This window comes from Streptomyces sp. Y1 (assembly GCF_041053115.1).
GTDB classification, from domain to species: domain Bacteria; phylum Actinomycetota; class Actinomycetes; order Streptomycetales; family Streptomycetaceae; genus Kitasatospora; species Kitasatospora rubellomurina.
Map to the genome: position 1 here is coordinate 6,559,609 of NZ_CP163445.1, position 12,896 is coordinate 6,572,504.

Genomic DNA, 12,896 nt, shown 5'->3' on the forward strand with positions numbered 1-12,896 from the left:
GAGCTAAATTGCTGATTTAGCACGGTCAAGCTATAAAAACTCGGGGAGTGGGACATGAACGGCTGGGTGCACGCGGGACTGATCGCCGCCGTGGTGGTCGTGGTGGTGATCCGGCGGCTGCGCGGCGAACCGCTGAACGCCCGGGACCTCTTCGCGCCGCCGGTGGTGCTCACCGGGCTCGGCGTGTGGGCGCTGGCGCAGCACCACGGCCTCGGGGTCGGCGACTACGCCTGGATCGGCGCGGGCGCCGTCCTCGGCACGGCCTTCGGCGCGTGCCGCGGCGCCACCATCCGCGTCCACGAGCGGGACGGCGTGCTGTGGCAGCGCTACACCGGCTGGACCCTGCTGGTGGCGGCGGTCTCGCTCGCCGCGATGGCCGGCTTCGCCGTCCTGGCCGAGCACCACGGCCTGGCCCCGGACGCCCGGCCGGTCCAACTGTCCATCGGCGTGGGCTTCCTGGGGGAGGCCCTGGTGGTCGGCGCCCGGGCACTCGCCTCCGGCACCCCGTTCGCGCCCGAGTCGCGCGACTCGCACCCGTCATTCGGTTCGGACCGCTTCCGCCGGTGATGTCAGAAGGCCCAACTCCGGCCGAGGGGCGAAGTGTTCACCGGCCGCCGGTGGCGGAGGTAGTAGTTGACGGTCACGGCGCCGAGCAGGGGGCCCCAGAGGACCAGGGGCTGGTAGCAGACGCCGACGATGTCGCCCCACGGCCCCTCGAAGGCCGGGCGGTGCTCGACGCTCCACCAGGTCAGGAAGCCGCTCCAGAGGACGGTGAGGGCGATCGCGCCGAGGCCGGCCGGGATGACGGCGGCGAGCGGGTGGACCCGGCGGCCGCCGATGAAGGGGATCCAGCGCGGCACCACCTCGCCCCAGGGCCGGACCAGACCGATCGTCAGCAGGGCCAGGGCCTCGCAGACCACGCTGAGCCCGGCCACGTAGACGACGCCCACGCCGGGGATGTGGAAGTCCTGGCGGAGCACCTCGTCGCTGTAGCCCACCGGGAGGCCGAAGGCCATCGCGATCCGCCACAGCCCCGAGGGAATGGTGGTGAGGGCCGCGGCGTGCGCGCAGCGGACCGCCCAACGAGGGGCCGGGGCAGGAGCGTTCGGGACACTGGTCATGCTTCCATGATCACCGCCGGACGGCCGCGACAAGTCCTCCCTGGGGGTCGGAGGCCTCCTCCTGTGGGGGGAGTCCGGGGGCCCGCGCGTCATTCGCAAGCCTGGTGGGGGGCGTGCGCTCGATCACACGGGCCCGGTCCGGGGGTCACGTCGTGCGCAACGCCCGGGCGATCAGCTCGGCCAGGTGCAGGGCCTCCCGGCCGTCCGCGAGTTGGGCGATCTGGGTGCGGCAGCTGAAGCCGTCCGCCAGGACGACGGTGCCTGGCTCGGCGGCGCGGACCGCGGGGAGCAGGACGCGTTCGGCGATCGTCCGGGACACCTCGAAGTGCCCCCGCTCGAAGCCGAAGTTCCCGGCCAGGCCGCAACACCCGGCGGGCAGCACCCGGTTGTGCAGGCCGAGGCGGGCCTCGACCCGGCGGTCGGCGGCGCTGCCGAGTACGGCGTGCTGGTGGCAGTGGGTCTGGGTGACGGCGTCCAGCGGGACGCGGGGGAGCGGGGCGTCCGGGGCGTACTCGTCGAGGAACTCGGCGAAGGTGCGGGTGCGTTCGGCGAGCGGGCGGCCGTCCGCGCCGAGCAGCCGGGGCAGGTCCTCGCGCAGGGTGGCTGTGCAGCTCGGGTCCAGGCCGACCACGGGGGTGTCGGCGGGCAGCCCGGCGGCCGCCAGCGCGGCCAGGCTGCGCCGCAACACCCGGCGGGCGGTGCCGAGTTGGCCGGTGGAGTACCAGGTGAGGCCGCAGCAGACCGGGCCGGCCGGCAGCCGGACGTCGAAGCCCAGGTGCTCCAGCACCTCGACGGCCGAGCGGGCCACCCCGGGCTGGAGCAGGTCGGAGAAGGTGTCCGGCCACAGCAGGACCGGCCGGGCGCCCGCCGGCGCCGGGTGCGCGGCGCGGCGGCGCCGGTACCAGCGGGTGAAGGTCTCGGTCGGGAACAGCGGCAGCACCCGGCGCCGGTCGATCCCGCCGAGCAGCTTGACCAGCGCGCCGGCCCGGGAGCGGGCCACCGCGTTGGCGGCGCCGGGCGCGAGCGCGACGGCCCGCAGCCACAGCGGCAGCCAGCCCATCGAGTAGTGGGCGAGCGGACGCGGCCGGTGCCGGTGGTGCTGGTAGAGGAACTCGGCCTTGTAGGTCGCCATGTCGACGTGCACCGGGCAGTCGCTCGCGCAGCCCTTGCAGCTCAGGCAGAGGTCCAGCGCCTCCCGCACCTCCGGCGAGCGCCAGCCGTCCGTGATCACCTCGCCGCGCAGCAGCTCGGCGAGCAGCCGGGCCCGGCCGCGGGTGGAGTGCCGTTCCTCGCCGGTGGCCAGGTAGCTGGGGCACATCACCCCGCTGTCCGGGGCCACGCACTTGGCCACGCCCACGCAGCGGTGCACCGCCCTGGCCAGGCTGCCCCCGTCCCGCTCGTACGGCAGGGCGAGCGGCAGCGGGCGGCGCGGGGCGGTGACGAAGCGCAGGTCGGCGTCGAGCGGGCGCGGGTCGACCAGCGCGCCCGGGTTGAGCAGGTTCCCCTCGTCCCAGATCCGCTTGAACTCGCCGAACAGGGCGATGATCTCCGGGCCGTACATCCGCGGCAGCAGCTCGGCGCGGGCCTGCCCGTCGCCGTGCTCGCCGGAGAGCGAACCGCCGTACGAGGCGACCAGGTCGGCGGCCTGCTCCAGGAAGTCCCGGAGGACCAGCACCCCGGTCGGCCGGTCGAGCGGGAAGTCGATCCGCAGGTGCACGCAGCCGTCGCCGAAGTGCCCGTACGGGACGCCGCGCAGGCTGTGCCGGCGCAGCAGGCCGCGCAGGTCCCGCAGGTAGTCGCCGAGCCGCTCGGGCGGGACGGCGGAGTCCTCCCAGCCGGGCCAGGCCTCGCCGCCCCCGGGCAGCCGGGTGACGATGCCCGCGCCGGCCTCCCGGACGGCCCACAGCTGGCGCTGCTCCTCCGGGTCGGTGATCAGGGCGACGGTGGCGGAGCGTTCGCGGCGCACCGCGTCGGCGAGCGCGCGGGCGGCCTGGTAGGCGGCCAGCGGGGTGTCGCCGGCGGTCTCCAGGAAGAGCCAGCACGCGCCGGCGGGTAGCCGGTCCAGGGCGCGCGGGCGGGGGCCGGCCGCGAGCAGCGCGGCGATCAGGTCGGCGGCCAGGCCCTCGGCGGTCAGCGGCCGGTGCGGCAGCAGGGCGGGGACGGCGTCGGCGGCGGCGCCCTCGTCGGGGTAGCCGGCCACCACCAGGGCGCGGGCGGGCGGCTCCTCGACCAGCCGGACGGTGGCGCCGAGCAGCACCGCGCAGGTGCCCTCGGTGCCGGTGAGCGCCCGGGCCAGGTCGTGGCCGCGCTCGGGCAGCAGCGCGTCCAGCGGGTAGCCGGAGGTGCGGCGGGGCAGCCGGGGCATGCCCTGGCGGATGGTGGCGAGGTTGCGCTCGGTGAACTCCTGCAGCCGGGTGTGGAGTTGACCGACCCGGCCGGGCAGCTCGCGGAGCGCGGCGCGTTCGGCGGCGGTGAGCGGGCCGCCCACGGTCAGCTCGGTGCCGTCGGCGAGCAGCAACTCCAGCCGTTCGACGTTGTCGGAGGTGCGCCCCCAGACGAGCGAGCGCGAGCCGCAGGCGTCGTTGCCGATCATGCCGCCGAGAGTGCAGCGGCTGTGGGTGGACGGGTCCGGCCCGAAGCGCAGCCCGTACGGGCGGGCGGCGCGCTGCAGGTCGTCCAGGACGGTGCCGGGCTGGACGCGCGCGGTGCGGGCGTCCGGGTCGACGGCCAGCACGGCGCCCAGGTGGCGGCGGAAGTCCAGCACCACCGCGCCCGGGCCGATCGCCTGCCCGCCGATGCTGGTGCCGGAGCCGCGCAGCACCACCGGCACCCCGTACCGGCGGCACAGCGCCACCGCGGTGCGCACGTCGTCCAGGTCGGCGGGCTTGACCACGCCGAGCGGCGGGTGCCGGTAGTTCGAGGCGTCGTGGCCGTAGACGGCCCGCTCGGCGGCGCCGAAGCGCACCTCGCCGCGCAGCACGGCGGCCAGCTCGCGGGCCAACTCGGCCCCGGGGACGGCGTTCGGACGGCTCACCAGGGACCTCCAGCGGGTCGGCGACAGCCTCCCGAGCATGGCAGCCGGGGCGCCCGCGCGGCACCGGGCACGACGGGGGTACCGCCGAGGGGGTGTCCTGTGGCACCCTCAGCCGATGTGATCATCGACTCCACGGCCGGCACCGCGCACCGGTGAGGCCCTACTTCCGCCCGGTGAGCGTGCCGCGGGCGATGTGGGAGAGCTTCGCCATCTCGAACGCGGGGTAGGCGCCGCCGGCCAGCAGGGCGAACTTGATGCCCTCGCGTCCGCCCGGCTTGCGGTGGCCGGGCGGCAGGAAGCGGCGGTGGTGCTCGGCGGCGCGGTGGAAGAACTGCGGCCGCTCGGCCCGGGTGACGCAGCCGGCCAGGTCGAAGACGAACAGGTAGTGCCGGATCATCCGGACGAACAGGGCGTCCCGCACCGCGTACAGGTGCGGCTGGTCGGCCAGCAGGGCGAAGCTGCGCTCGTACTGGTCGAACAGGTCGAAGACGCTGCTGCCCGGGCCGCTCGCGGGGTGGACGGTCTCCCGGCGGCGCAGCTGGACGCACTCGCGCGGCAGGACGGCGGCCTTGCGCGCGCCGGCCAGCGCGGCGTGCACGACCGGGACCTCCTCGTAGCGGCCGTCCGGGAAGGCCAGCGCCAGCTCGTCCCAGTGGCCGCGCCGGATCAGGCGGTCCCAGATCAGCGGCGGCGCGCCGAACAGCTCGGGCCGGTCGAAGGGCTCGAACGGGTCGGGGCCGACCTCGGCGAGCAGCGCTTCGGCGCCGCCCGGCCAGATCCGGTCGTTGTGCTGCCGGGAGTGGCCGAACAGCAGGACGTCCACCGGGCCGGTCGCCCGGAGCCGGTCGGCGAGGGCCTGCAGCGCGTCCCGGGGGACCAGGTGGTCGGCGTCCAGGAACAGCAGGTAGTCGCCGCGCGCCCGGGCGGCCCCGGCGTTGCGGCTCACCCCGACCCCGACCGCCGCGTTCAGCCGCAGCACCGACACCCGGGGGTGGCGCGCCGCGTACGTGTCGGCGAGGTCGCCGGCGGCCTCGGGCGAGCGGTCGGCGACCACGATCACCTCGACCTCGGCCAGGGACTGCGCGAGCAGCGAGTCCAGGCAGGCGGCGAGCTGTTCGTGCGGGTCGTAGGCGGGGACGACGACGCTGATCAAGGGTGAGGGCATGACGCCGGAGCGTAAGAGGGAGCGCGAACCGTGGCAAAGCCTTGACGCGGGGTAATTACTGGCAAGTCGTGGCAAATCGTACGACCGTGCGCCATATCTTCACGTCGCCTTTGCCGGACCGTATCCATGCCGTGTGCCCACGACCCGTTGTGCGCCCGTGTCGCGGGCCCGCGACGCGCAGGTGCGTCGCGGGCCCGCGGGGGAGCGGCCGGGGTCGGCCTAGTACCAGTGGTGGGACTGCCAGAACGACCACGCGGCGCAGGGGCTGCCGTAGCGGGAGTTCATGTAGTCGAGGCCCCACTTGATCTGGGTGGCCGGGTTGGTGCGCCAGTCGGCGCCGGCGGAGGCCATCTTGGAGCCGGGCAGGGCCTGGACCAGGCCGTAGGCGCCGGAGGAGGCGTTGACGGCGAGCGGGTTCCAGCTGCTCTCGTGGAAGACGATGTTGCTGAAGCACTGCAGCTGGCCGGCCGGGACGATCTGGGCGGCGATCTGCTGCGGGGTGCCGGAGAAGCCAGTGTTCAGGTTCCGGCGCTCCTGGGAGCGGGAGGCGGCGGCGTCGGCGTCCGCCTTGGCCTTGGCGTCGGCCTGGGCCTTCGCCTCGGCCTCGGCCTGCGCGGCCTGCGCGGCGGCGTCGGCCTGGGCCTTGGCCTCGGCGGCCTGCGCGTCCTGGGCGGCCTGCTGGGCGGCGGCAGCGGCAGCGGTGTCGGCCGGGGCCTGGTCGGCGGCCGGCTTGCCGTCCACCGAGACGGCGGCCACGGGGGCGGCGTCGACGGTGGTGTTCCCGACCTGCGGGATGGCGAGGGCGGCCGTGGCGGCGCTGGCGACCACGAGGGTGGCGACGCCGGTGATCAGGGAGTTGCGGCGGGCATGGCTGAGCTGCATGGAGCGGTCGATCCTTTTCCGTCGTGGGGCCGGGCGGGCCGGCGGGCCGTCGGCGCCGTGCCGGTGGCACCGGGCGCGGGGCATCGCACGGGCTCCGGGTGAGCGGGGCCCGCGCGGCCGTCCGGGACGGCCGTGGCGCCCCGGCGGATGGCGGCGGGGCGGGCGGGCTGCGCGGCGGTCGGACCGGCCGCGCTGCCTGGCGACGGACCATTCTTGGCAGGCCCCGGAACGCGTCGCAAAGACGCTCGCTACTACGGGGGATCGTGGCCGGCGGGCTCCCGCGCGGCGGCCTGTGAGGTGCTTTGTGGTGAAATGTCCGACTTGTGCATGTGCGGTCCGGGAGCGCGGCGCACCGGGCGGATCGGAGGCCGGTACGGGCGGTGGCCTGGCTTCTTCAGGCCCGGCGCGGCCGCCCGGCGGCGCGCCGGAGCCCGGTCGGGGCGGCCGCGCGGCGCCCGGCCGCGGCCCGTCCACTATCGGGAGCAGTAGACGCCCGGGGCCCTGTGCGCGGCCTCACACGCGGGCCGGCCGGACTTCGGCGCAGCGTGACCGGGCCGTCACTGCTGGGCGGTGCTCACCCCGTGCGGTCGGTGATCAGGTCGCACAGGGCGGCGAGGGCCGGGACGGCCGGCCCGGGCGGCAGCTCGGCCAGCGCGGCGCGGGCCCGGTCGAGGTGGTCGTTGAGCACGGCCCGGGCCTGGTCCAGTGCGGGGGAGGAGCGGAGCAGGTCGAGGGCCCGGCCGCGCAGCGCCTCGTCGCCCAGGGCGCCGTCCTCCAGCAGCTCGCGCAGTTCGCGGCCCTCGGCGCTGGTGTCGTTGAGGGCGAAGATGACGGGCAGCGTCGGGATGCCGAGCGCCAGGTCGGTGCCGGGCTGCTTGCCGGACTGGCTGCGCTCCGAGGTGATGTCGATCAGGTCGTCGGAGATCTGGAAGGCGGTGCCCAGGTACTCGCCGAACTCGGCGAGGGCCAGTTCGGCCGAGTGCGGCGCGCCGGCCTGGCGGGCGCCGAGGCGCACCGAGGCGGAGATCAGTGAGCCGGACTTGTCGGCGATCACCGCGAAGTAGTGGGCCGGCTGGTCGTCGGGGCCGGCCGGGCCGGACAGCTCGCGGAGCTGGCCGCGGACCAGCCGGTTGGCGGTGTCCGCGTAGAGCCGCAGGGCGCCGTCGCCGAGACCGGCGGCGAGCTTGGCGATCCGGGCGAGCAGGCGGTCCCCGGTGAGGACGGCGATGGTGTTGCCCCAGCGGGCGTTCACGCTCGGGGCGCCGTGCCGGGTCGGGGCCGCGTCCATCACGTCGTCGTGGTGCAGCGAGGCGACGTGGACCAGTTCGGTGATGACGGCGGCGTCGACGATGCCGGCCGCGCCCGGATCGCCGAACTCGGCGCCCAGCAGGGCGAGCAGCGGGCGCATCCGCTTGCCGCCGGCGGCGACCAGGTGGCTGGTCGCGTCCGCGGCCGGGGCGGTGCCGTCGCCGTGGGTGCACTCCAGCAGGCGCTGCTCGACCTCGGCGAGGCGGCGGCGCAGCCGGGCCTCCAGCTCCGGGTCGGCGATCGTGATCGCGTCCACCAGGCGGTCCGGCTGCTGCGCCGAACGGCCGTGCGGGGGAAGGGACTTCGCGTCGCCTGTGGTGAGGCTGGTCATCGGGCCCTCCCGGCGGTCCGCGTGCTGGGGCCCGCGTTGCTCGTGGTTCTGTGCGCGGGGGCTCTGCACCCCCGGCCTTCGACCCTACGGAGGGCCGCGGCAACGGGCGGGCAAGTCTGTTCGATTGACAGGAAGGTGACGGCGGCGCCGACCCTGTGGCAGCCAGCTGTCGCATTCCGACAGTCCGTATCGAAACGGTCCGTACGGGATGCGGGCCCAGGTTTCGTGTCAGCTTCATGTCCCGTTCCCCGCCGCGCGACGACGCGGAGGCCGCGGCGCTGCTGTACTGGGGCCCGTTCGAACTGCCGGCCCCATGCCGGACGGTCCGTCACCGCCGGGCGCGGTGGCGTCGACCGCCCCGCGGCGCACCCCTCCCACCGCTGCCGCGCGCACTCCTGCGCGGTGGCGGGCACTCTCCGCGACCAGCCGAGGACTCCGAGGATCCAGTCGATGGCCACCACCCACCCCGCCCGCGTCTACCGCGAGTTCGACCACGCCGAGCTGGCCGTGGCGTACTCGCCGAGCTCCTGCATCGAGGACCTGTCCGGCGAACTCGCCGGCTACGCCCGGCACAGCGCCGCGTCCCGGGCCCGGCTGACCGTCCACCGGGACCTCCGGTACGGGCCCGAGGAGCCCGAACTGCTGGACTTCTTCCCGGCGCCCGGGCCGGACGCGCCGCTGCAGGTCTTCGTCCACGGCGGGTACTGGCAGGAGCTCGGCAAGTCGGACTCGGCGTTCGCCGCCCCGGACTTCGTCGACCGCGGCGCGGCCTTCGCCGCCGTGGGCTACGGGCTCGCCCCGGCCCACACGCTGGACGACATCGTCGCCATGGTGCGCCGGGCGGTGCGCTGGCTGGCCGCCAACGCCGCCTCCCTCGGGGTGGATCCGGACCGCATCCACCTCAGCGGCAGCTCGGCCGGGGCGCACCTGGCCGTCATGGCGCTGCTGGACCCGGAGGGCGCCGCGGCGGGGCGGATCGCCGGCGCGGCCCTGCTCAGCGGCGTGTACGACCTGGAGCCGATCCGGCTGACGTACGTCAACGACGCCCTCGGCCTGGACGCGGCCGGCGCGTACCGCAACAGCCCGCTGCACCACCTGCGGCCCGACCTGCCGCCGCTGGTCATCGCGCGCGGCGGGAACGAGACCGGGGAGTACGGTCGCCAGCACGAGGACTTCGCGGAGGTGGCGCGCCGGATGGGCGCGCCGGTGGTCAGCCTGGTGGAGCCGGAGCGCCACCACTTCGACCTGCCCTACGACCTGGGCCGGCCCGAATCGCGGCTGGGGGCGGCGGTGCTGACGCAGATGGGGCTGCCGCTGCGTGCGCCCGGCCGGTCGTCGGTGGCGTCGGCAATCGGCCACGGTGGCTGAAACGCATTCCCCGGCGGAGTCGCCCGGCTTGATCGAAAACGGCGACTATGACGCAGCGTCACATTCCCTTTGTTACAGCCAGTTTGGTTGATCGATCACCTATCTGATCTGCGTTGACGGAGCATCGGCGACCGGGTTAGCGTTCGGCTCGGTTCTGGATCATCGCGCCTCGGGCCCTTTCGTGCGGCTACGGCCCCAGGTCGCGGGCTCGCCGACCGCGAAAAGAGCCCGGCGGGGAGCCCGTGGTCCATTTGATCAGTTGGACCCACTCGACCGGATCGGGGCCGGGTTTTCCGGCGTGACCGGCTCGGTCCTGGTGGTACGTTCGCCGGGCCGGGCACGTCTGAAATATGCCCGGACGTGACCATGACGGGGGAGTCATGAGAACAGTGATTGTTGTTGTGTCCGGAATGCCATGCGGGGGCCGATCGGGCGGCCTCGAACGGGCGTGGAGGCTGGACCGTTGACGGATTCGATACTGGCAGGGGACGGGCTCCAGGCGACGGCCGGAGCGCCAGCGGGTGGGGACGAGGTGGTCCAGGCTCTCCTGGAGGTCCGCACCCTGATCGAGGCGAGTGTGGCGAAGCACCGTGACCGCAGGTCGCGGCAGGCGCCCGTCGCCATGGTGCCGGCGGACGACGGCACCGTGCTGGGGACGATAGAGGAGATGATCGCGGGGGCCAGGTCCTCGGTCGACGTGGTGTTCGCGTCGGACGCGCTGCACGCCAAGGCGATCCACCTGGCGCTGCACGGGCTGCTGGCGGCCAGGGGCGGTGACGTGCGGGTCCGGCTGCTCTGTCCGCCCTCGATGTTCGACCGGGAGTTCCTGCGGGTGCAGGCGGCGCGCGGTCGGCAGGTGGAGGTCCGGCTGGCCCGGATGCCGATGCTGGAGGCGGTGCTGGTCGACGAGACCTCCGCGCTGGTGTGCGTGGAGTCGTCGGCGGCGGTGCGCGAGGCCTCACTGGTCCGCGTCCCCTCGGTGCTGCGGACGCTGTACACGCTGTTCGGCGGGGTGTGGCGGCACGCGGTGCCGGCCAGCGAGCACGTCGACTTCGGCGACCGGGCCCGGACCGAGTTCGCGGTGCGGATCCTGGGCTGGCTGAACGCGGGGGTCACCGACGAGGTCGCGGCCCGCGAGCTGTCGGTGTCGGTGCGCACGTACCGCCGGTACGTGGCCGAGATCATGGAGCTGCTGCGCGCCAACTCCCGCTTCCAGGCCGGGGCGCGGGCCTTCGAGCTGGGCCTGCTCCCGACCGCCTCGCCGAGCCCGGCCGCCGCCCTGCCGAGCCCGGCCGCGGCGCAGCCGAACCCGGTCGCCGCCGGGTCGGCCGGGCGGGGCGCGGACACCGGCTGGGTGTACCCGCAGCGGACGGCCGAGGACTCCGGCGCCGTCCCGGGCGGCCGCTCCCCGGCGCCGCGCCGCGGCTGACTCTCCGTATTCTCCGCACGATCGGCCCGTGATTTGGGCCACACCCCATCGCGATCCCCGGTGGCGGGCTGTGACGGCCCGCCACCGGGGATCGTCGTCTGTTCGCCACCGAAGTGAATGAATCCGGCCAGGGCGTCAGGGCGGACATTCCGAGCGGAAGGCATACCGGTCGGCCGGTCTCGGAACCGCCTCCGACCGGCCGGGACTTTCGTCCCTTGCGGCTGGCAGGTTCCTGTAGCAGTTGTTGCGGGCCGCCCCCGGCGGCGGTTAGACATGTTCCGGGAATTGCGCCCGGCGAGGCGCCCCCGGTGAATTCCGGGGGTACGGGCGCTGAATTCCCCGTCGGAGTCGTTCGGCGTCCGGGAGCCTCACCTCTCGGTCCCGGCCGGACCGCCGGCACCCGCGCGGGCCCTTCCCCCGGCCCCGGCGCAGGGAGGCAGGCGCTCCGACGACCGATGACGGAGGCCCGGATCCCCGTCTTCCCCCGAACGGGGTCCGGTCCTCCGCCCGGAGTTCTCGCCGGCGCCGTCCGGCATCGACACATGATGGGTGGAGGGTGGGTCCGTGACGATCGGTCTGGTGTTTCCCGGGCAGGGGACGCAGAAGCAGGAGATGGGCGCTCCGTGGCGCGACACCGAGGCCTGGGGCCTGGTGGAGGAGATCTCGCGGCACGCCGGCGAGGACGTCGAGGAGCTGCTGCTGCGCACCGACGCCGACCTGCTGCGGCGCACCGACCTCGCCCAGCTGGCGGTGTTCGCCGTCTCGGTGATGGCCCACGACGAGGCCCGCCGGGCCGGCCTGGTGGCGGAGGTGGCCGGCTACGCCGGGCACAGCCTCGGCGAGTACACCGCCCTGGTGGCCGCCGGCGCGCTCGGTCTCGCGGACGGCGCCCGGCTGGTGGCCGCCCGCGGGCGGGCGATGCGCGCCGCCGCCGAGGCGGTGGACGGCACCATGGGCGTCCTGGTGGCGGCCCCGCTGGAGAAGGTCTCGGAGCTGGTCGAGTCGATGCGCGCGGACGGCGTCGAGGTCTGGGTGGCGAACATGAACGCCCCCGGCCAGGTGGTGCTCTCCGGCTCGCGCGACGGCATCGAGCAGGCCGGGAAGCGGGCCCCGGAGATCGGCGCCAAGCTGATCAACCTGGCGGTCGGCGGCGCCTTCCACAGCCCGTACATGGCGCCCGCCGCCGAGCAGCTGGCCGCCGCGCTGGCCGAGGCCCGGTTCGCGCCGGAGCACCCGCCGGTGGTCGCCAACACCGACGCCCGCGCCTACCGCGGGGACTGCGACTGGCCCGCCCTGGCGGTCAGCCAGCTGACCTCCCCGGTGCGCTGGGAGGAGAGCGTCCACACCCTCACCGAGGAACTCGGCTGCACCCGGCTGATCGAGCTCGGCCCGGGCAAGACGCTGAACGGGCTGATCCGCCGGATCTCGCCCGGCACGGCACTGGCGGCCGTCGACGGCCCGGACGCCCTCCGGAAGCTGGTCGAGGCCGCGCAGGAGCAGCCCGCATGACCGTCACCACCGTCGACAGCGCCTGGTTCCGGCGCTACCCCGCCCCCGCCGGGCGGCCGACCGGGCGGCTGGTGTGCCTGCCGCACGCGGGCGGGACGGCCTCCGTCTTCCACCCCTGGGCGCAGCAACTCGGCCCGGGCGTCGAGCTGTTGGCGGCGCGCTACCCCGGCCGCCAGGAGCGGATCGCCGAGCCGTGCATCGAGAGCATGCCGGCGCTGGCCGACGCGGTGACCGCCGCGCTGCTGCCGCTGGTCGACGTGCCGGTCGCGCTGTTCGGGCACAGCATGGGCGCCTCGCTGGCCTACGAGGTCGCGCTGCGGCTGGAGAACCTGCACGGCGTCCGGCTTTCCGGCCTGTACGTCTCGTCCCGGATGGCGCCGCACCGGGTCCAGCCCAAGGAGGCGTACCTGGGCGGCGACCCGGCGATCGTCGAGGAGGTCCGCCGGCTCGGCGGCACCGACGCCGACCTGCTGGCCGACCCGGACCTGTACGACCTGGTGATGCCCGCGATCCGGGCCGACTTCCGGATCGTCGGCACCTACCACCCGCGGCCCGCCCACCCGGTGCACTGCCCGGTGGCGGCCTACACGGGGGACCGCGACCCCGGCATCCGACCGGAGGACATGCGGGCCTGGGCGGACGTCACCACCGAGGGGTTCGAGCTGTCGGTGCTCCCCGGCGACCACTTCTACCTGAACGGGCAGCGGGACGCGCTGGTGCGCGACCTGGCTGCCAGACTGGCCTGACCG

General features: G+C 75.1%; 10 protein-coding genes. 5 read left to right on the plus strand and 5 right to left on the minus strand.

The features are described from left to right. Window positions 1–54 precede the first annotated feature (54 nt). Window positions 55–567: a DUF1453 domain-containing protein gene (locus AB2U05_RS28845; protein ID WP_369184656.1), complete on the plus strand. Its 513-nt coding sequence runs from the start codon at window positions 55–57 to the stop codon at window positions 565–567. A 2-nt stretch (window positions 568–569) separates the two neighbouring features. Here AB2U05_RS28845 and AB2U05_RS28850 read toward each other — a convergent pair whose 3' ends face one another. From AB2U05_RS28850 to AB2U05_RS28870, 5 genes are all read right to left on the minus strand, one after another. After that, window positions 570–1,121, minus strand: coding sequence for a hypothetical protein (locus tag AB2U05_RS28850; protein WP_369184657.1), 552 nt, complete (start codon window positions 1,119–1,121; stop codon window positions 570–572). Between the two features lie 145 nt (window positions 1,122–1,266). Beyond that, a complete protein-coding gene (locus tag AB2U05_RS28855) occupies window positions 1,267–4,155 on the minus strand; it encodes an FAD-binding and (Fe-S)-binding domain-containing protein (protein ID WP_369184658.1) in 2,889 nt (962 codons plus the stop codon). Window positions 4,156–4,315: 160 nt separating this feature from the next. After that, window positions 4,316–5,320: a glycosyltransferase family 2 protein gene (locus AB2U05_RS28860; RefSeq protein WP_078860710.1), complete on the minus strand. Its 1,005-nt coding sequence runs from the start codon at window positions 5,318–5,320 to the stop codon at window positions 4,316–4,318. Window positions 5,321–5,539: 219 nt separating this feature from the next. Continuing rightward, complete coding sequence (locus tag AB2U05_RS28865) at window positions 5,540–6,202, minus strand: transglycosylase SLT domain-containing protein (protein WP_045702236.1); 663 nt, start codon at window positions 6,200–6,202, stop codon at window positions 5,540–5,542. Window positions 6,203–6,776: 574 nt separating this feature from the next. Next, window positions 6,777–7,841, minus strand: a complete 1,065-nt coding sequence (locus AB2U05_RS28870; RefSeq protein WP_369184659.1) for a polyprenyl synthetase family protein — start codon at window positions 7,839–7,841, stop codon at window positions 6,777–6,779. 450 nt (window positions 7,842–8,291) lie between these two features. On the opposite strand from AB2U05_RS28870, the gene AB2U05_RS28875 reads away from it, so the two are divergent. The 4 genes from AB2U05_RS28875 to AB2U05_RS28890 all read left to right on the plus strand — a co-directional run bounded on the left by AB2U05_RS28875 (window position 8,292) and on the right by AB2U05_RS28890 (window position 12,893). Continuing rightward, complete coding sequence (locus AB2U05_RS28875; protein ID WP_369184660.1) at window positions 8,292–9,209, plus strand: alpha/beta hydrolase; 918 nt, start codon at window positions 8,292–8,294, stop codon at window positions 9,207–9,209. Window positions 9,210–9,741: 532 nt separating this feature from the next. Then, entirely contained in the window at window positions 9,742–10,638 is an 897-nt protein-coding gene (locus AB2U05_RS28880; RefSeq protein ID WP_063773580.1) for a hypothetical protein, read from the plus strand. A 564-nt stretch (window positions 10,639–11,202) separates the two neighbouring features. Continuing rightward, complete coding sequence (locus tag AB2U05_RS28885; protein WP_369184661.1) at window positions 11,203–12,147, plus strand: ACP S-malonyltransferase; 945 nt, start codon at window positions 11,203–11,205, stop codon at window positions 12,145–12,147. Next, on the plus strand, window positions 12,144–12,893 hold the full coding sequence (locus tag AB2U05_RS28890) for a thioesterase II family protein (protein ID WP_045710548.1): 750 nt from the start codon (window positions 12,144–12,146) through the stop codon (window positions 12,891–12,893). Before AB2U05_RS28885 ends, AB2U05_RS28890 begins: the two co-directional genes overlap by 4 nt. Window positions 12,894–12,896: the final 3 nt, after the last annotated feature.

Bases quoted from the DNA above. Each gene is read 5' to 3' on its own strand.
- AB2U05_RS28865 (WP_045702236.1), bottom strand. From the start codon at position 6,202: ATGCAGCTCAGCCATGCCCGCCGCAACTCCCTGATCACCGGCGTCGCC.
- AB2U05_RS28860 (WP_078860710.1), bottom strand. From the start codon at position 5,320: ATGCCCTCACCCTTGATCAGCGTCGTCGTCCCCGCCTACGACCCGCAC.
- AB2U05_RS28850 (WP_369184657.1), bottom strand. From the start codon at position 1,121: ATGACCAGTGTCCCGAACGCTCCTGCCCCGGCCCCTCGTTGGGCGGTC.
- AB2U05_RS28875 (WP_369184660.1), top strand. From the start codon at position 8,292: ATGGCCACCACCCACCCCGCCCGCGTCTACCGCGAGTTCGACCACGCC.
- AB2U05_RS28870 (WP_369184659.1), bottom strand. From the start codon at position 7,841: ATGACCAGCCTCACCACAGGCGACGCGAAGTCCCTTCCCCCGCACGGC.
- AB2U05_RS28890 (WP_045710548.1), top strand. From the start codon at position 12,144: ATGACCGTCACCACCGTCGACAGCGCCTGGTTCCGGCGCTACCCCGCC.
- AB2U05_RS28845 (WP_369184656.1), top strand. From the start codon at position 55: ATGAACGGCTGGGTGCACGCGGGACTGATCGCCGCCGTGGTGGTCGTG.